The sequence below is a fragment of the Candidatus Paracaedibacter acanthamoebae genome, from assembly GCF_000742835.1.
In the GTDB taxonomy this organism is placed as follows: domain Bacteria; phylum Pseudomonadota; class Alphaproteobacteria; order Paracaedibacterales; family Paracaedibacteraceae; genus Paracaedibacter; species Paracaedibacter acanthamoebae.
In genome coordinates, this window is record NZ_CP008941.1 from 1,948,701 (window position 1) to 1,967,896 (window position 19,196).

Consider the following 19,196-nt stretch of genomic DNA (forward strand, 5'->3'; position numbering starts at 1 on the left):
TCATCATCCAGGAGCTTTTAATTCTAAATAGAAATATTAAAAATATTATTTAGAATCTGCGCCCAGTTCAGTTTTATGAGCTTCTAAAAAGTCATGAACTTCTTTTTGGGCTTGTTCTTTACTATAGCCATATTTCTCCTGAAGCTTTCCTTCCAGTTCAATAGCTGAACCTTTCATTTTTAGGACCTCATCATCCGTGAGCTTAGCCCATTTTTGCTGTACTTTTCCTTTAAATTGCTTCCAATTCCCAATCAGCACGTCTTTACGAGGAGTGTCTGGATTTTGTTCCAAAAATTCTTTAACTTCTTTTTGGGCTTGTTCTTTACTATAGCCATGCCTTTCTTGAAGTTTTCCTTCTAATTCAACAGCTGAACCTTTCATCTTAAGAATATCATCATCCGTAATATTTGCCCATTTTTGCTGAATCTTACCTTTAAGTTGCTTCCAATTTCCGATAATGACATCTTTGTTTAAGTGAGCCATCAAATCATGCTTCTCACCATGACCTGCCTCTTTTTTATCACTTTCAGCTTGTGCTATTGTGATCATTGACAGAATGGTCAGGGCTGAAACACTTAATTTTACTAAAGATTTTTTCATTAATGATACTCCATTGGCTATTGTTGAAAAACCGTTCTTTGAAGATAACGCTTCAGGTGCACTGTTATAAGGTAAATTTAAAAACGTTATTCCTGTAGACTGCATTAACAGCCACAGTTTAGAATTCCACGATAGATTCAGGAAATGAGGGTGGGTATAGTATAAAAAACTCTTTTAGTGATGGGGAGCTGACCACGACAGTCTTTTAAAAATAAATTAGGAAAACAAATTATTTCAAAAAGCTGTGGTGGGCGCTAAAGGATTCGAACCTTTGACCCGCTGATTAAGAGTCAGCTGCTCTACCAACTGAGCTAAGCGCCCTCTTGTGAGGATAGTCTTTTCTAACAAATAATGGAGGGGGTTGTCCAGTAAAAATTTCCCCCTTATAACTTTTTAATTCCATCCTCAGATCAGCGTTTAGAAACTATAGCTTGAAGGCGTTTTAGGATATAGCCCGCCCCGTATAAATTGATATAGATTTATGGTGAGATTTTGGGTGAATTTTCAAGCTTTGAAACCAGCACAAGCCGACCCTAATGAAGCCTTTTAAAAGTGAGAAAAAGGCGTCAAAAGGATACCCAGAAAATGGATTAATTTATATTGGGCTGGCTATAGGCATCATGGTGAATGATAACCTCGGCGGTGGGAAATTTTTCTATAATCATTTGCTCAACTTCTTCGCCAATTTGATGAGCCTCCCACAAAGGTAAATTCTTATCGAGATCTAAATGAAATTGAACAAACATATGATAGCCACTACTGCGGGTGCGCAAATCATGAAACCCATGGATGCGAGGATGACAACTAATTATCTTTTTTATAGCGATTCGCGTTTCATTATCAAGCTCTTTATCCATCAACACATCGACCGAGCTCAGTGCAATTTTAAGAGAAGCTACAAAAATATAAACCGCAATAACACCGCCTACCACCACATCCAACCATAACCAACCAAAATAGACGGATAAGTTCAAACTAATTAAAACACCGATATTCGTTAGAAAATCCGTTTCATAGTGAACAGAATCAGCTTTGATAGCCAAAGATTTTGTCCGCTTAACGACATACCGTTGAAACACAATTAAAGCCCCGGTTATAATAGTGGCGGCCACCATCACCGAATTACCCAGCACAACATGGGAAAGAGGTTGTGGTTCAAACAATCGATGAGCAACATCAATAATAAGCCAAGCGGCCGATCCTGCAATAAAAGCCGTTTGAACAAGTCCACCAATGGCCTCTGCTTTGCCATGGCCAAACCGATGTTCTTTATCAGCCGGTTTAATAGCTTGGCGAATAATTATAAAATTAAGAATAGAGGCTAAAATATCCAGCATAGAATCCACAAGGGATGCTTGAAGGCTGAGTGATCCTGTTTGAAACCAAGCATAAAACTTGGCAAGAACCATGACGCTCGCGGCGCCGATAGCAGCTTTGGAAGCAAGCTTAACTAAAGAAAAATCGGGGGTTAGGGGTACAACATTTTTGTCTTCCATGCGGATCCATTTCGTGTATATACAAGTCGATTATGCAAACGGAAAGGTTGCTCTTCCCAAAATTCAATTTCTTGAGGAATAACGCGAAAACCTGACCAATGAGAAGGGCGCGGTACATTGTCATCCCCAAATTTCAAAGAATAAGCTGCCAAGGCTTCTTCTAATTGACTGCGATCATCCAAAGGACGCGATTGTTTGGACGCCCACGCTCCTATTTGTGAGCCGACGGGACGTGTGGCAAAATAAGTGTTGGCCTCTTCATCACTGACGGGCTCAACAACCCCCTCCACTCGAATTTGCAACCGCAAGCTTTTCCAATGGAAACATAAAGCCACATGGCAATTAACCTTCAAGTCATTGCCTTTACGGCTGTCTAAATTAGTAAAGAAAACAAAATTGCCATCGGTGATACCCTTCAGCAGAACCATACGAACAGAGGGTCGACCCTCCTTATCAGCTGTAGCAAGTGCCATGACATTGGGATCATTTATTTCTTTTTCACCGGCTTGTTGAAACCAGTCATTAAATAAACTAATTGGATCTTGTGGTGGATTAATAATATCCATATCTTCCCCCTCTTTTCAAGATGGTACAAGGAAATAAGCTGAGATGCAATTAGCTATTCCTTAATACTTTCCCCCTATTCTAGAGATAGGGAGTATCCATGATTCGTATTTTATCTTACTCAACACAGCTGGCTGATCACCTGAAGGTTCGCGATGCCCTAAAAGGGATAGAGAAGGCCTGTGGTGTTGGTATTAATACAGAATTTAAAATAGACTCAGTTTTTTCTTTGGAAATTATTGATGAATTTATGAGAAAAGCAGCCATCGAAGGATCACCTATTCACCTGATTCTTTATAATGAAAAAGTAACGGATGAGATTTTAGCTTTACTACCAGACAATTCCCCTATCATTTGTTTAAAGGGATTTGAACAATCTCAAAAATCCTCTCGACCTCAACAAGAGTTAATATTTTTTCATACACTAGAGGATACCAAGGGGTTTCAGCAGCTGGTAAGCAAATGTTTGCAACTGCAATCCTTACGGTATGAGTTGAGCTATTCCCAATCAATCGACTATAATAATAGGTTGTCTCAGTCGAGCTTTATAGAAATTCTCGGAGACCATTTAAACCGAGCTTTTGTTTTAAAGCATGGGGTAGGTTTGATTTTGTTTAAATTTGTCTCCTATGGACGAGAACCCAAACACCTTAAAAGTATGACGTATTTGCTTCAGGAGTATTATCAATTTTTAGATGAATACTTACCATCAGGTTGGAAACTCTATACTTTTGGCACCTCTGATTTAGGATTAATTATTGATGATGTGAGTTGCCGCGATGATTTTGACGCAATGCTTCGTCACGTTCATCAAGAAACCAATAAATTCTTTTCCAATTATGGAATTGTCATGAGCATCGATATGGGTGTGGCTTTGAGTGAGGATAAAATCGTTGATCCTATAGAACTTTATAATCAAGCCTGCGCTGCCTTGTCTGTTGCCAACCGAAAGGGACATGGGTTTATCGAATATTATGGTAAAGAACAAGAACGCAGCCTGCTCTTTTCAACCAAAGTTGAAAGTGACCTTAAACAAGTTTTAATAGACAGAAAGCTAAATGTTGTTTATCAACCTTTGGTCGATTTAAACACGCTTCAGCCTCGAGGAGTAGAAGCTTTAGTTCGCTGGAATCATCCGACATTGGGGCAAATTTCACCTGTGGAATTCCTGCCTATTGCCGAACGCATCAACGGCATGAATGAGCTTGCCGATATCGTCTTTCACCAAGCGTTTGATCACTTAAGAAGCTGGAAGATGCAAGGCCTCAATTTATATATGTCAGTAAATATTGCGGGCCAACAGCTTGTTTCAGGAAAGCTTATTAATCATTTGATGGAAACCACTCAGCTTTATAATATTTCCCCCACAGACATTGACCTTGAAGTCACCGAAGATTTTGACTTAAACTATATAGATCCAATTGTCTACCAGTTAGAAGAATTAAAAAATCTTGGCTTTAAAATTACCATCGATGATTTTGGTATTGGCTATTCTTCCCTCCATTATCTCAGCCAATTTCCCGTCGATAAGATCAAAATTGATCAATCCTTTATCCGGAATTTAAATGACAAAAAAATCAAGATTCTCCAGGCCATGTGTAATCTGGCGCAATTCATGAAAATTGAAACCCTAGTTGAAGGAATAGAAACGAAAGAGCAATTAGAAATGCTTAAGGTTATTGGAACTCAATATGGCCAAGGATATTTGTTTTCCCCGCCTCTCAAAGCTGACAATCTTGAGTTGTTCCTTAATCAATTTAAACCCCACCAGTTTTAGAAGCTTGATTTTATAAAAGGTCTTTATTTAAAAATTTTTTACTGGGTAATCCACATCAATAAAAGATCGAAAAGTTTGGGAACCATGCGAACCATGCATTAAAAATAGCATTTTCAGGGTTGAGCGTTCTCCAGCTTTAGTGATAACATGAGGACGATTTTAGAAAATATAGACAAAGAAACACCCTGAAAAGGTAACAAAAAACAGGGATTGTACCATCAAAGATAAAGCAAGAACCCTATATAAAGAGACGGTAACTCTATTTTACAAAGACAAACGATCGTGGATATATCTAATTACCTCTATTTTTCATATCAGGACAAAATAAAATCCATCTTTCATCCCCTAACTAGCCAAGCTAATTTGAAGATTATTGCCTTTGACCGTCTCTATCCGACAGGGGAAAGATTTTATATTGTTAATGATTTCGATCATGTCGTTTGCTATTTTAAAAAATAATTTTATAAATATGGCTTATTTGAAAAACCTTTTAAAATGCTCCAGTCCTCCTTTAATAGGTGGGACTTTTTACCGCCGGATCCTCAATATATTTATCAATATTTTCAAGATCATTTTAATAATGCCCATGGCTTGACGGTGGTCAAGAAATATCATACTCACTGTGATTTTTTTATCTTTTCTACGTCAGCTAATAATCCATTAATCAATAATTTTTATCTTAATAATAAAGAAATTATTCTTCGCTGTATCGAAGATTTTTATTCAGATATGCACGAAGCTTTGAAAGAATTAAAGTCCCATTGCTTTTGGGTTCCGACTAATAATTCTCATTTAAAGCTCGATCCTTTGTCTGTTTCCTTGTCAAAACGTCAAAGTGAATGTGCTCTTTTATTACTTAAAGGTCTAACGACCAAGCAAATTGCCCAAAAAATCAATCTTTCTCCTCATACAATAGAAGAATACCTAACGCATCTAAGAGAAAAATTAGAAGTCGCCAATAAGACACTGTTAACCCTTATAAACTAACTGATCTTTATAAAAAAGGGCTGAGTTCCTTTCGTTGAGCCTTTTCGCTCCTGTAAACAAGAAAAGAAGAATAGGGCTATTAATGAAGGAGGGAGAGATTTTTGCAAAGTTGCAATAGCCTCCCTCGCGTTTCTTAATGCTTGACGCTGATGAACAAAGCCCTCAATCAATTGAGGGTTAAGCGGCCTCTTCTCCTAACATTTGACTAAAGAACAAAGAATTAGGCCCTTGCGACTTAGTCGCTTGAAGAATAAGAGGGATTAGCTTTTGAGGAAGAATTTTATAATTTTCAATTTCTGAAATAGGACGCCAGACAAATTGGTGGAAGGCATGATCAACAGCTTTAGGCGGATTATCTAAATCTAAGGCTGGAATTTCCACTTTATAGACAAGATTTAATTCGTGATAGATTCGTCCCTTTCTATCCCAGGTACATTCCAAAGCGCCTGCAAAATTAAGGCTTGAACCATCGACATTCATTTCTTCCTTAAGTTCTCTTTTCAAGGCTGCAATGGCAGATTCTTTATACTCAACGTGGCCTCCCGGCAGAAAATAAAGATCAGAGGCGAACTCTTTATTACTTTCTGTTACGGTCGTTAAAAGGATATGATTTTTATAAGTAATTATAGCGCGTACAATTATATTAACACCATCATAGCGATGCGCTGTCGCATTAGTATTGAGTTTAGCAACGCATTTTCCATGTTTTTCATCTTTAAAGGGGGTCTTAATAAAGGCATCTAAACACCCTTTTGCCTCTTCAAAAGTTGAATATTCACTGCCGAGACAAAGGACATTTGCATTAAGTTTGCTGCGAACAGATATAACATCGTCTGAAGTGCGACACATGGCGGCCCGTATCTGACTCGACCGATTGGCAGAAATTGCAACACCCTGTCCACTATCACAAACGATCACGCCTAAGGCATTAGTATTATTGTGAAGTTCATTCATAAGCAGTTTGGTAACATCAACATAATCAAGAGAAGATCCGACCTCAATACCCGCATCTTTTACTTCTATACCTAATGATTGTACATATCGACTAAGAGAATTTCTTAACTCTATGCCCTTATAATCACTCGCAAAAACAATCTTCTTATTTTCCATTCCTACGTTCCTCACTCAGTTTTAAAAATTACCTAATACAGCTATCACTCTAGAGAAGGTTATAGTTAATAACTTTTCACCAAACAGCCGCTGCCTCTCAAAGCCGTAACTAATTTTTCTATCACCTTCACACAATTAAACGTTATTATTTTTTTCAAGGATCTGCAATTTTCTTCTAATCGCAGCATAGCGGTATCCGTGATATTCTTACATCCACTTAAGTCAATAGAGATCAGGTTAGGACAGTGATCCGATATTGCTAGGCTCTCCTTAATCAGTGAGATCTTCCTGCCAGGCTAAATCAATCACCTGAATTTCTGAACAATTATTGACCAAACTAATAATATTTTCGTCAGTAATATTATCTTTTCCTGTGGCTTCATTCTTCTTATAGAACCCTCTGAGATTGATTTTCTCAAGAGACGGACTGTTGCGCGCTAATTCTGCAAGAACTTCATCGTTAACAGCATTAAAAGATCTTTTTAAATGGGTAATACGGAGGCCCTTACAACGCTTTACTGCAGGCGCGACTAACCTATATAGCTTCTATGGTTTCTATCATCTAAATCTCAAACTGGATACCTTGAGCCAATGGTAAGGTTGTGGAATAATTGATTGTATTTGTTGCCCGGAGCATATAGGATCGCCAGGCATCCGATCCCGATTCACGTCCACCTCCCGTTTCTTTCTCCCCCCCAAAGGCACCCCCAATTTCAGCACCACTGGGACCAGTATTGGTATTTGCGATGCCACAGTCACTGTCCAACCTTAGAATTTAAGAACTTCTATTCAGTAAGACAAACTATCCCAAGAATTGAAAATATGCGGATGATTCAACAAACCTAAACCTTGGTCAAGCTGCTTTCCCTCAATTTTGTAAATCTAATGGTTTAATGTGCCTGGCTTTAGACCGCACTGACAAGAACTATAGCATCACCTTACAGAAATAACAGAGCTGCGAATACCTTATGCCGTTTAATACTTTTATTCTTGATACCAGGGATCTAAGAAGCTCCAGAATAAGTTCTGCTTATTACCTATTTGCTTTTAGTCATAGATAGACTCAAAAGTTATGAAGCGAACAATCCATCCAGTCTTATCACGTATATTCCATTAGAAATTTATTAAATATTATTTAACTTAAGGGAAAAATTTTAATATTTTCCCTCTTTTGCCAAGCAAGCAAGTAGAGGTAGTACTTACTTCTAATAACAAACATTCTAGAGGAGGTTAAAATGCACTTGCGTTAGCTTCTATGAATATCCTGCACTATAAAATCCTAAAGTTACAGTAACCTCTAAGTTTTGGAAGTAATAAGAAGGATTCTACTAAACTTTAGAACTGTTTCCGGCTAACTGCTTATCTAACAATATCCATAGAACTTAACGTGTTAAGTAAAATATTTTTGTAAATATAATTTGTATCTTTTAATAAAGTTTAAACAAGAAAACAGGATTAAATAACATGAAAAAAAATTTTTTCTCTCTTTTATCGGCCTCACTCTTTATAAGCTCATCTGTTATAGCAGCTGAAATCCCTGCGAATTTTAAGCCCGCAGAAGGAGTACAATATGCTATTTCTCCGAAGAACTTACCTAATTATTTTGTAACTTTTGCCACTAAAAAAAATGATAATGGGCACTATTTACAGGTAGCGCCCCTTGAAACCCCTGGAGTTAATGAAAGATGGAGCATTACAGCTGCTCCTGCTGCTCCCGGCCATTTCAGGATAAAGAAAGGAATGGAAAATACTTCCGGCATCTCTTTTATAATTTACAACGATGAAAAAAGTTCTAAGGGTCAATATATGCAAATGACACCGACTCAAAGTCTAAAAGATCGTGGATTTTGGAAGATCACAGCCGCACAAAAAGCTCCTGGTTATTTTAAATTAGCACCCAAATCTTTACCTGGATTTTTCGCAGTTTATTCAGCAGATGAAAAAACTGAGAATGGCGGATTCCTTTTGCAAATAGCCTCTTCTGAGAATCCTGGAAATGAGCGCTTTTTTTCCTTAGTGCCTCAGGATTATACACTTGCAGCGACTGTAACAAACTTTAATTTTGGCGATGATATTGAAGCTAAATTAAAGGCTGCTGCTCTACCCGACCTTTCTAGTGTTCAAACCGTGCAAGTGAAAGGTGTGGATTTGGGCGTTAAAATAGGAGGTGATTATAAAAAAGATATTACAGAAACTTTTACTTGGGGACTCAATGAAAAGCTCGGGATATCTATACAAACAACTATCCAGGCTGGCATTCCCTTGGTTCTTGAAGGGAAAATAACTTTAGGGGGCTCATTTGAATTTGCCTCAAATCAGAGCTGGACAAACACTCAAATGAGAAGCTTTACGGCTAAGGCTGAAATGAGCCCAAAAGATCCAGGCACCTATAGAATAGGAAATATTGTCTATGTAGCCACTAATGTTACATTGCCGTTTACTGCAACAGCGACATATACCGCACTCTCAAAAGACGAGCAATTGTCAGCCAAAGCTGTAAAAGCTTTATGTAAGTATAATGGGTTAACGTCAAAAGTAATAAGCAAAGATACTAATTCTATTAGCGTTGCTGTTAGTGGAAAGCTGAAAACTACTTGCGGCGTCTACCAAGAAACAATAGCGGAAAAGATTGCTTAGTAACTTTTCAGTTTATCTTATAGAGTTAAGATAGGGGGAGGGGCTTCAATGCTAGGGGCCCTGCCCCCTTGTCAACCTTCAAGATTTCCAACAAGGAGGAATTTTCAAGACCTGAAAAAAAGAATATTAAAGCCTCCTAAAAAAGTTACTAATTTATACTGGTCTGGTTAATACTTAAGCAGCAAGAGCTTCCTTTTCCTTAATGCGTTCAATATGAGCACCACACTGACGGAGCTTGGTTTCAATATGCTCATAACCCCGGTCTAAGTGATAAACACGGCTAAGTATCGTTTCCCCCTCAGCCGCAAGCCCAGCTAGAACCAGCGAAACTGAAGCCCGTAGATCGGTTGCCATGACCGGCGCCCCACGCAGTTGGCTGACCCCTCGTACCAAGGCAGAGGACCCATGAACGGTAATATTAGCCCCCATTCGGCATAATTCAGGCACATGCATAAAACGATTTTCAAAGATAGTTTCAGTCATCATGGACGCTCCTTGACACACTGTCATCAATGCCATCATTTGTGCTTGAAGATCCGTTGCGAATCCTGGATAGGGTTCCGTCATGATATCCACACCGGCAATAGGTTGGGCTGAGGACTTGACCCAAAAACCATCCTGACCTGCTTCAATGATAACCCCTGCTTTTTGCAAGCTGCTAATAAAGCTTGGCAATAAATCAATGCTGGTATCTTTAAGATACAGTTCACCGCCTGTAATTGCCGCCGCAATAGCAAAAGTTCCCGTTTCAATACGATCAGCAATGACGCGGTGTGTTGCTTTGTGCAATTTGCTCACGCCCTCAATGGTGATGGTGTCTGTTCCATCTCCCTGAATATTGGCTCCCATGGATCGTAAACAGTTGGCTAGATCCACAATTTCTGGCTCTCTGGCTGCATTAATAAGTTTAGTTGTTCCTTTTGCTAAGGTTGCTGCCATCATAAGGTTTTCGGTTGCCGTCACAGAAACGATCGGCATTGTAATAGTAGCTCCCCTCAATCCGTTTGGCGCTTCCGCATTAATATAACCGTCTTTTAACTCAATCTTTGCACCCAGCTCTTCCAATCCCCGTAAGTGAATATCAACAGGCCGTGTGCCAATAGAACATCCGCCGGGTAAGGAAACACGAGCCTCCCCACATCGGGCAACAAGAGGACCAAGCACCAAAATGGATGCCCGCATTTTACGCACGATATCATACGGTGCTGTTGTGTTGTTGATAGCCTGAGCATTAAGGGTAACTTTTTTAGCCTCTAAATCCCGACTCACAGTCAGACCATGCTGTTCCAACAGATCAATCATGGACTTAATATCTGCTAGATCTGGAATATTTGTCAGTTCTAAAGCTTCATTGCTTAAAAGAGCTGCTGTCAAAAGGGGCAAAGCCGCATTTTTGGCACCACTAATTGTTATTGTTCCTCGAAGTGGTGTTCCACCAATAATGCGAATTTGATCCATTTTTGCTCCTGGCGATTTAAACGTCTTTATATAAAAATTATTTTAGACCTGTTACGGCACAGATCTATCCTTATTCGTATATCACAACCGGCGTACCTTCTTCAACTTCTTCAAATATTTCATCTATTTCATTATTCGCCATGGCAACACATCCGGCTGTCCAATCAATCCAACGATGAAGTTTTTGCATAAAATAAGGCATATACTGTAAATAGCTGCGTATACCATGAATACACAAGTGATCTCCGATGTTAATACCGCGTGCATCGGCATCAGCTTTCTCTTCTGGCGTTGGATAATTTAGAATTAAGCTTTTATGGTAATCTGTGGCTAAAAGTTTACGGCGAATCTCATAATGCCCTTCTGGTGTCCGTTTATCATCCTTATCCATCTTCCGCCCTACAGACTGTCTACCCAAAGAAACCTTATAGGTTTTCAGGACTTTATCATCCTTAATGAGATTCAATTCATGACGATGTTTGATAATTTCGATACTATCCACCCGAGCAACAGCTCCCTGTATGCCCATTAAAGATAGTATCAAAAATCGGAGAATAAACGTCATAGCCTTGGCAAAGTAACTCCACGTTGCCCCATGTATTTACCACTGCGGTCAGCATATGAAACTTCGCAGTCACTCGTCCCTTTTAAGAATAGGAATTGGCAGACCCCTTCATTAGCATAGATTTTGGCTGGCAAGGGGGTCGTATTTGAAAACTCAAGCGTTACATGACCTTCCCATTCTGGCTCAAGCGGTGTTACGTTAACGATAATGCCGCACCGCGCATAAGTTGATTTACCTAAACAAATGACCAACACATCACGCGGAATCCGAAAATACTCGACTGTGCGGGCCAGAACAAAGCTGTTCGGTGGAATAATGCACACATCAGTTTCTTTTTCAACAAAACTAGTTTCGGAAAAGTTTTTTGGATCAACGATAGCATTATGAACGTTGGTAAAAATCTTAAATTCTGGAGCACAGCGCGCATCATAACCATACGATGAAACACCATATGAAATCACATCTTGCCGGACCTGCTTTTCAACAAATGGCTCAATCATACCATGCTTTAAAGATTGTTCACGAATCCACGAATCTGGCAAAATACCGCCATTCATTTGGATTTGTTCTAATGTTTGTTTTGCAGCTGCAGTATTCATGACATATTCCATATATTTCAAGTCTTTTTACTCTTGAAAGTATCAGGATTTAACGATCACTGTCCAATTGTTTTTGAGGCATACCGGACTGGTCGCGGTCTCGCTGTTGTTGCTTGCGACGTTTAAGATTTTCTCTTAAGGCATCGGCCATACGCCGAGCCTTTTCTTCGGGAGTAATTTTTTCGCTCATAATCTGATTTATAAGAGCTTCATCTATTTTCTGCAACAAAAAATCTTGCATTTTAATCGTAAGATATGAGATTCTGCAGACATCATCTTTTGCCGCTGTGGCTCAGAGGTAGAGCACACCCTTGGTAAGGGTGGGGTCGAGAGTTCGATTCTCTCCAGCGGCACCATTAATTTCTTTCCCCTCACCACATTTTCTGAGATAATAAGGCCAACGATATAATTAAGAATCTATTGTAATGGCACGAAAATTTTCATCTCGCTCATCCCGATTGCTTCCCCCTGAAATTTGGGATTTAATTCGCAAACGAATGCACCAGTTTTCTGGCTTTTCAATTACTTGTCTCGGCATTCTAGCCCTTTTAAGCATTGCTTCTTATAACCCAGCCGATGCATCGTGGAACACAGCAAATGGGGCTAATCCCTTAAATTGGCTTGATTACCCAGGGGCAGTTATCGCTGACCTTTTACTCCAGTCTTTTGGTGTTGGAAGTTTTATGGCAATTTTCGCTCTTTTCGTGTGGGGAGGAGTGTTAATGATTGAGGATCACCTATCACGTCCTTTAACGAAATTTATCCTTTTAATACTTGCTTTAGCTTTAGCCTCTATCGCCTTAACAGCCGTGCCTACTCACCGTTGGTTTTTTGACCTACAAAATATTGGTGGGATTTTTGGATCCATCCTCTTAACTATTTTAGTCAAATTAATTCCCGCTCAATTTAAGGGTGCCATTCAAATCGTTAGCGCTGCTCTGTGTGGCATTATTTACGCGGGTGCATTAGGCTTAAATCTTCATCAATGGTCCAGAATTTTTGGTCGCCTTAAAACAATTTGGACACAGATCCATAAGGCAGGATCGTGGATTGCCTCATATCTTCTGCGTCGTCCATCAAAACTTCCAACTTCCTCTCACGACGAAGAACCGCCTGTTCTTAATAAAGCAGTTTTGCGGGCTAATGTGACTGATAAACCTGTAACCTCCGGCGCTCAGGCGTCGATGGCTATCCCAATTAAGACATCGTTGTATGAAGAAGCTAATTATTCAGATGCTGCCATCGATCAATATGAAGAATCTTTAGTCAGCAAATCGCCCAAATCAGCTGCGGTTAAAGTCAGTACGTCCTATGCTGTCGATGATTATCAATTACCATCTATTGATCTTTTGGATGTTCAACCGAAAAAAATCTCTAAAAGCATCTCGGATGAGCAACTGCAAAGTTATGCCGCTCAACTTGAACAAGTTTTGAGTGAATTTGGCGTGCGCGGTGAGATCGTTGGCGTTTGCCCTGGCCCCGTTGTCACCTTGTATGAACTTAAACCGGCAGCGGGCATTAAAACCTCTCGCGTTATTGGTCTGGCTGATGATATTGCCCGCTCCATGAGCGCCCACTCCGCACGTATCGCTGTTATTCCGGGTCGCAATGTGATTGGGATCGAACTTCCAAATCCAACGCGAGAAACCGTGTATATGCGGGATTTATTATTGTCGGAAGATTATCATAAACATTCAGCCAGCCTGGCGATGATTTTGGGCAAAGATATCGGCGGCAACCCCATTATTGCTGACTTAGCACGCATGCCCCACTTGCTGGTCGCAGGTACCACAGGATCAGGTAAGTCCGTGTCTGTTAACACCATGATTTTATCCTTACTATATCGACTGTCACCGGATCAGTGTAAATTCATTATGATTGACCCAAAAATGCTTGAATTTTCCGTTTATGATGGTATTCCCCATTTGCTAACGCCCGTGGTAACAGATCCTAAAAAAGCCATTGTCGCTTTAAAATGGGCGGTTCGGGAAATGGAAAGCCGCTATCGGGCCATGTCAAAGCTCGGAGTCCGCAATATTGATGGCTATAACACTCGCATTCAAGAAGCCCGTCAAAGTGGGGAGATTCTGATGCGCCGTGTTCAAACAGGCTTTGATCCCGATACGGGCAAACCTATTTTCGAAAATCAATCTTTGGATGTAACGCCTCTCCCTTACATTGTTGTTGTTGTCGACGAAATGGCTGACTTAATGCTCGTTGCTGGCAAGGAGATTGAAGCCGCCGTTCAACGTCTGGCTCAAATGGCCCGAGCCGCCGGTATTCACTTAATTATGGCAACCCAACGTCCCTCGGTGGATGTGATTACGGGAACGATTAAGGCCAACTTTCCAACCCGTATCAGCTTTATGGTTACCAGTAAAATTGACAGCCGTACAATTCTCGGTGAACAAGGTGCTGAGCAGTTATTAGGCCAAGGTGACATGCTTTATATGGTTGGTGGCGGTCGATTGCTACGTGTGCATGGCCCGTTTGTCAAAGATACAGAGGTCGAACGCATCGTTCAGTTCCTTAAAAGCCAAGGAGAACCCAGCTATATCGATAGCGTCACTGAGGATGATGGTGAATTTTCCACTGCCAATGGCTCAGAGCCAGAGGGAGGAGATGCTTTGTATCAGCAAGCCGTTGAGTTGGTCCGCCGTGAAGGGAAAGCATCCACAAGTTTTGTCCAACGCCATTTACAAATTGGCTATAACCGCGCCGCAAGAATGATTGAACAGATGGAAAAAGAAGGCCTCATCAGTCCGGCTAATCATGTTGGTAAACGAGAAGTAATTGGCTAACAATATCCATTAGGGTGGGCTGATTTACTGCCATTAACAAGGAGCAAACAATGACTTATATTCTACGCACAGTTTTAGCCACAGTATTAATGATCATGGCAACACAAGCAGCTGTTGATCCAGCCTTAGTTAAAAAAGTTGAAAATTATCTAAATGGCATCAAAACTTATCGGGCCCGCATCCTTCAAACCAATGACAATGGCAGCACTCAAAAAGGTTGGTTTTATATGGAACGGGGGGGGAGAAAGCAATTCGGCAAAATGCGGATTGAGTATGATGCTCCCCTTAAGGATTTAATGATTGTTGATGGCCATGACTTCATTTTTTATGATGACCAGGCTAAGGAAAAAAACACCTATGATATAGAAGCAACACCAGCGGCTTTCTTACTTCGCCGTAAAATTGATTTACATAATGATCTTAAGATTGTTGAAAAGGCTGTTGACGGGACTGAACTGGGCTTAAAAGTTATTCGCTCTGGCGATGAATCAGGTGCTGCTTTAATTTTAAAATTTTCAACATCGCCTATTTTTAAACTTAATGGTTGGGCTGTTATTGATCCCCAAGGGTTGATGACCCGTGTGCATCTTGAAGAAGTTAATATTGGCATGAGTCTGGATGCCAACTTATTTAAATATAAGGGCTAAGCATCAATGGCATTAGCTTGGACTTATTTAGTAATAGCAGGTCTGTTAGAAATCGTTTGGGCGATCGGCCTTAAATACGCTCAAGGATTTACTCAATTATGGCCAAGCGTTATAACCATTCTATCCATGATCGCAAGTATATTCTTACTAGCAAAGGCAGTTGAAACCCTTCCTCTCGGTACTGCTTATGCCATTTGGGTAGGGATTGGAGCGTGTGGTACCGCCTTATTGGGCATTCTATTACTACAAGAAACAGTCTCACCAATGCGTATTTTCTTTTTAACTTTATTGATCATTTCAATCGTTGGATTAAAAATGAGCAGTAGCTCTTAAACCCTGATACTTAAGAAACAAATCACAATGACCCTATAAGGGGAACCTAAAAGCTATAATGAAATTGATGTATCTTATTTATTGCGGACGATTTCACGGTTATAAATTAAGTTTGCCAGAAGATATATAGAGATTTTATCATATAACAATTCAATAGGTTAATATTTAAGTGAAACAGATCACAATTATCCTATAGTCGGAGGAGGAGATATGGGCTAAAATTGGCTTATGTTATTTTTATTCAGAGTGATTTCACGGTTATGAATTTTTTAAGAAGTATTTTCCTGGGAGTCTCGTTGATGCTGACTCCCCTGTTGGCAACTCAAGCAACCCTCGAACACACAACCGTTGAATTGCTGAGTGAAGTCGAATCAATTAAACCCAGCCAACCCTTCTGGCTTGCTTTTAAAATAACGATGAAACCTGGCTGGCACACTTATTGGAAAAATCCAGGTGATTCTGGTCTTGAAACCCAATTGACATGGGAACTTCCCGATGGATTTTCCGTCTCTCCTATTCAATGGTTACCCCCTGAACGCTTACCACAGTCAACCTTAGTGTCTTTTGGCTATACCAATGAAGCCTATCACCTCGTCCAAATAATTCCTCCCACGGATCTGTTGCAGGATAAGTATACATTATCCGTTCAAGCCAATTGGTTGGTTTGTGAAGAAACTTGTATCCCTGAAGAAACAAAATTAGCCTTAATCCTGAATCGGTCTCAAGAAAATGATTCTCTTTATAGCCAACATAAACCATTGATTGATGAGTTAGTCAGTGAACTTCCTGAAAAACCTGATCAATTTGGAGAATATCAAGTCAAAGGCGACAATGTTGTCTTTTACCTGCCAGCAGGTTTTCTAACCGATAGAAAAATTAGTGAAATTGTCTTCTTTCCTGAAGAAAAAGGCGTTATCCAAAATAGTATGCCACAACATTGGTCGATCAAAGATAACCATGTGGTCATGACAATTGCTAAAAATCACACATTTCCTGATCGTATCACAGGCTTGATCCAAGCCACCGATGCTGAAACTAAGACGATAAAATCCTACCAACTTTATTTTGGCAAAGTTGAAGTAGCTCCTATTAAACAAGGTTTAGAAACTACCTTGTGGGGCGTTTTATTGCTCGCCTTACTAGGCGGATTGGTCCTCAATGCAATGCCTTGTGTTTTCCCTGTACTGTCTTTGAAAGCTGTCACCATTGCTAAGAAGGCCCATCACCAACCAAGCTTTATCCGTCAACAAGGGCTGCTTTATACGTTGGGCGTCATCGTTACATTTCTAACATTGGCCTCAGTTCTCATTGGTATTAAACAGACGGGAGAAACTGTGGGATGGGGCTTTCAAATGCAAAATCCTTATTTCATTGTTTTTATGACTTATCTAATGTTCTTTGTCGGCTTAAGCCTCTCGGGTGTGGTGTATCTGCCTATCTTATTTGGCAATACCCAAGCGACTATCAATGATGAAACGAGTAAGTGGGGCAGTTTTTGGATTGGCATATTGGCGGTTCTTGTCGCTACACCGTGCACCGCTCCTTTTATGGGCGTCGCCATTGGGTATGCCATGGGTCAACCTTCTTTTATTATTTTTCTGGTTTTCTTAAGCTTGTCTATTGGCTTTGCCTTACCTTATTTATTAATCAGCCTATTCCCTGCTGCTTTAAAAGTTTTACCTAAACCGGGGCGGTGGATGGAAACTTTTAAAGAATTTATGGCTTTTCCGATGTATGCCAGTGTTGCCTGGCTGTTATGGGTTCTGGTCCAGCAGACAGGATCGCGCGGGCTTATTATCTGTCTCATGGGGTTAGTGCTTATGGCCTTTAGCATTTGGATTTGGCAACGCCATCGTCACCGATCCCCGATAGCTAAGATTCTTATGATGCTTGGACTGGCGACTCTCACGGTTGCACCCATTGCCTATTTACAGCAGCCGCAAGAAATTGTCAGGGTTGAGAAATTTTCCCGCCAACGGCTTCAAGAATTAAGGGCCCAAGGCCGCCCGGTATTTGTGTACGGCACAGCAGCTTGGTGTATTACCTGTAAAGTCAATGAAGTTGCGCTGAAATCAACAGCTGTTCAATTGCTTTTTAAAGATAATGACATAGCCTTTTTAGAAGCCGATTGGACGAATCAAGATGCTGAAATTACCGATTATCTTGGCAGCTTTGGGCGCAGTGGTGTGCCGCTGTATGTGTTTTATTCAAAAACCGGAGAATCCCAGATTCTTCCCCAGATATTAACCGAGTCAATCCTCGTTGAAACTATCATGAATGGAGGATAATTATGAAAAAATTGTTAGCCGTTGTTGCTGCAGGTTGCAGCATTCTAACTGCACAAGCAACACAAGAAGGTGCCAAAATATCTGCGACAAACAGACGCTCCTCTTAAGGTAGATGAAATGGCGCTTAATTTATCATCGACAATCAAAGCAAAATCCTCTTACATTTAGCTTACTAAATTAACAGACTGTACACTTAACCTTAAATATCAACTACAATAATCAGAGAGATGATAATATGAAAATATACTATAAAATTCTTACATGCTTATGTTTTGTATCTTTGCTTTCAGGATGCGCACAACGGATAGAAAATTCAAAGCTGGCTCCTGAGGTTCTAGCAAAACCAAGTTCAGTATTAATTACGCATATATCTAATATAGAAAAGCCAGATTTTTATACAGGAGGCCGACAGGGTATTTTGGATATAGCCGTAAATCAAATGAGGGGACACAATATCAAAGAAACTTTGCAAACAATAGATGCAAAGCCAATTCTCATAGAAGATTACTATCAACCATTCACTGATTCCTTATCATCAAAGTCATTCAAGGTTATAAAAGCTCCAGCTTCTATATTACCGCAAGATCTTAAGGAGGCAGCAGACGGTAATATCAAATATGCTCCATATGATTTCAAAGATTTTAAGAAAAAATACAATGTTGATTATGCCCTCATTCTTGATGGTGGTTTTGGCATTTGGCGTGACCATTATTCTTTTATACCAAGGGGTGCTCCTCTAGGTGTTGCAACAGTAAAAATTTATATGGTAGAGTTAAAAACTAACTCCATCGTGGGATATTATGAAATTAATTTTTCTAACTCTATAGATGGTAAGTGGGATGCCCCACCAAACTATACTAATTTGAAAGAATCATCAAAAGAGGCATTAAGTTTAGCTCTTAAAAAAGCTCACTCATATTTTTTCAAAGTAAGCAATCCTTCCTAAGGGGGGATTGTTAAAACGAGAAAACTACTTCTACTGAATAATTTAATAAGTTTGTATAAAAAACTCGGTCCCAAGGGACCGAGTTTTAAAGCAATTTTAATTGGCAGACTTTTTTTGGCCTTTGTCTGTTTCTATAAACTAATTTTATATATATCGCCGTATAATTTCTTCCTTGGCATTTCCAATAGTCTGCACGAAACAGCTGCAAGCCCACAGTTTTCCATCCTAAAAATATTTCTTCTTAATTTCAGGGAGAAGCCTAAAAAATTGTCGTTCTAAAATGCTTTTAGCGATTGATGTCTGAGGGCAATGCCTGGTGACCTGACCGAACAACCATATGAATATGATTTACCAAAATCTCTAACTCAACCGTTTAAATATTACAGTT

The 19,196-nt window shown here is 39.9% G+C and carries 16 protein-coding genes, 2 tRNA genes and 2 pseudogenes; 9 read left to right on the forward strand and 11 right to left on the reverse strand.

Annotated elements, in window-relative coordinates:
* Nucleotides 1–45: 45 nt before the first annotated feature.
* From ID47_RS08890 to pdxH, 5 genes and pseudogenes are all read right to left on the reverse strand, one after another.
* A complete protein-coding gene (locus tag ID47_RS08890; RefSeq protein WP_038467535.1) occupies nucleotides 46–291 on the reverse strand; it encodes a CsbD family protein in 246 nt (81 codons plus the stop codon).
* Nucleotides 280–483 (reverse strand): annotated as a pseudogene (locus ID47_RS13565) (CsbD family protein); the annotation flags it as partial. The pseudogene ID47_RS13565 and the gene ID47_RS08890, both read right to left, overlap by 12 nt.
* 362 nt (nucleotides 484–845) lie before the next feature.
* Nucleotides 846–921: transfer RNA gene (locus ID47_RS08900), tRNA-Lys, on the reverse strand.
* 269 nt (nucleotides 922–1,190) lie between these two features.
* Nucleotides 1,191–2,096, reverse strand: a complete 906-nt coding sequence (locus ID47_RS08905) for a cation diffusion facilitator family transporter (RefSeq protein WP_051908788.1) — start codon at nucleotides 2,094–2,096, stop codon at nucleotides 1,191–1,193.
* Nucleotides 2,069–2,662, reverse strand: a complete 594-nt coding sequence (gene pdxH, locus ID47_RS08910; protein WP_038465719.1) for a pyridoxamine 5'-phosphate oxidase — start codon at nucleotides 2,660–2,662, stop codon at nucleotides 2,069–2,071. Before pdxH ends, ID47_RS08905 begins: the two co-directional genes overlap by 28 nt.
* A gap of 98 nt (nucleotides 2,663–2,760) precedes the next feature.
* Between pdxH and ID47_RS08915 the strand changes: the two genes are divergently transcribed.
* Both ID47_RS08915 and ID47_RS08920 read left to right on the forward strand, forming a co-directional pair.
* Nucleotides 2,761–4,437 (forward strand): GGDEF domain-containing phosphodiesterase, encoded by a 1,677-nt coding sequence (locus tag ID47_RS08915; RefSeq protein WP_038465721.1) that lies wholly within the window; start codon nucleotides 2,761–2,763, stop codon nucleotides 4,435–4,437.
* A 495-nt stretch (nucleotides 4,438–4,932) separates the two neighbouring features.
* Complete coding sequence (locus ID47_RS08920) at nucleotides 4,933–5,424, forward strand: LuxR C-terminal-related transcriptional regulator (protein ID WP_038465723.1); 492 nt, start codon at nucleotides 4,933–4,935, stop codon at nucleotides 5,422–5,424.
* Nucleotides 5,425–5,601: 177 nt separating this feature from the next.
* On the opposite strand, the gene ID47_RS12020 is transcribed toward ID47_RS08920, so the two are convergent.
* Complete coding sequence (locus ID47_RS12020) at nucleotides 5,602–6,534, reverse strand: RpiB/LacA/LacB family sugar-phosphate isomerase (protein ID WP_051908789.1); 933 nt, start codon at nucleotides 6,532–6,534, stop codon at nucleotides 5,602–5,604.
* A gap of 562 nt (nucleotides 6,535–7,096) precedes the next feature.
* A pseudogene (locus ID47_RS08930) lies at nucleotides 7,097–7,294 on the reverse strand (aldehyde dehydrogenase family protein); the annotation flags it as partial.
* 704 nt (nucleotides 7,295–7,998) lie between these two features.
* Here ID47_RS08930 and ID47_RS08935 point away from each other — a divergent pair.
* Nucleotides 7,999–9,171, forward strand: coding sequence for a hypothetical protein (locus tag ID47_RS08935; RefSeq protein ID WP_038465725.1), 1,173 nt, complete (start codon nucleotides 7,999–8,001; stop codon nucleotides 9,169–9,171).
* A 174-nt stretch (nucleotides 9,172–9,345) separates the two neighbouring features.
* On the opposite strand, the gene murA is transcribed toward ID47_RS08935, so the two are convergent.
* The 4 genes from murA to ID47_RS12480 form a co-directional block, all read right to left on the reverse strand.
* The gene (gene murA, locus ID47_RS08940) at nucleotides 9,346–10,629 is read right to left on the reverse strand and encodes a UDP-N-acetylglucosamine 1-carboxyvinyltransferase (protein ID WP_038465727.1); all 1,284 of its coding nucleotides are present in this window, start codon (nucleotides 10,627–10,629) and stop codon (nucleotides 9,346–9,348) included.
* Between the two features lie 70 nt (nucleotides 10,630–10,699).
* Complete coding sequence (locus tag ID47_RS08945; protein ID WP_051908790.1) at nucleotides 10,700–11,194, reverse strand: L,D-transpeptidase family protein; 495 nt, start codon at nucleotides 11,192–11,194, stop codon at nucleotides 10,700–10,702.
* Entirely contained in the window at nucleotides 11,191–11,751 is a 561-nt protein-coding gene (gene dcd / locus ID47_RS08950) for a dCTP deaminase (protein ID WP_038467555.1), read from the reverse strand. The genes ID47_RS08945 and dcd overlap by 4 nt, the downstream gene beginning before the upstream one ends.
* A gap of 91 nt (nucleotides 11,752–11,842) precedes the next feature.
* The gene (locus tag ID47_RS12480; protein WP_075261592.1) at nucleotides 11,843–12,034 is read right to left on the reverse strand and encodes a hypothetical protein; all 192 of its coding nucleotides are present in this window, start codon (nucleotides 12,032–12,034) and stop codon (nucleotides 11,843–11,845) included.
* A gap of 40 nt (nucleotides 12,035–12,074) precedes the next feature.
* On the opposite strand from ID47_RS12480, the gene ID47_RS08960 reads away from it, so the two are divergent.
* The 6 genes from ID47_RS08960 to ID47_RS08985 all read left to right on the forward strand — a co-directional run bounded on the left by ID47_RS08960 (nucleotide 12,075) and on the right by ID47_RS08985 (nucleotide 18,808).
* Nucleotides 12,075–12,149: transfer RNA gene (locus ID47_RS08960), tRNA-Thr, on the forward strand.
* Nucleotides 12,150–12,218: 69 nt separating this feature from the next.
* On the forward strand, nucleotides 12,219–14,594 hold the full coding sequence (locus ID47_RS08965; RefSeq protein ID WP_038465731.1) for an FtsK/SpoIIIE family DNA translocase: 2,376 nt from the start codon (nucleotides 12,219–12,221) through the stop codon (nucleotides 14,592–14,594).
* A gap of 50 nt (nucleotides 14,595–14,644) precedes the next feature.
* On the forward strand, nucleotides 14,645–15,241 hold the full coding sequence (locus ID47_RS08970; protein WP_038465733.1) for a LolA family protein: 597 nt from the start codon (nucleotides 14,645–14,647) through the stop codon (nucleotides 15,239–15,241).
* Between the two features lie 6 nt (nucleotides 15,242–15,247).
* Nucleotides 15,248–15,574 (forward strand): quaternary ammonium compound efflux SMR transporter SugE, encoded by a 327-nt coding sequence (sugE, locus tag ID47_RS08975; protein ID WP_038465735.1) that lies wholly within the window; start codon nucleotides 15,248–15,250, stop codon nucleotides 15,572–15,574.
* Nucleotides 15,575–15,873: 299 nt separating this feature from the next.
* Nucleotides 15,874–17,862 carry a protein-disulfide reductase DsbD family protein gene (locus tag ID47_RS08980; RefSeq protein WP_198022281.1) on the forward strand — a complete coding sequence of 663 codons (1,989 nt, stop codon included), beginning with the start codon at nucleotides 15,874–15,876 and terminating at the stop codon, nucleotides 17,860–17,862.
* A gap of 235 nt (nucleotides 17,863–18,097) precedes the next feature.
* Nucleotides 18,098–18,808 (forward strand): hypothetical protein, encoded by a 711-nt coding sequence (locus tag ID47_RS08985; RefSeq protein WP_038465737.1) that lies wholly within the window; start codon nucleotides 18,098–18,100, stop codon nucleotides 18,806–18,808.
* Nucleotides 18,809–19,196: the final 388 nt, after the last annotated feature.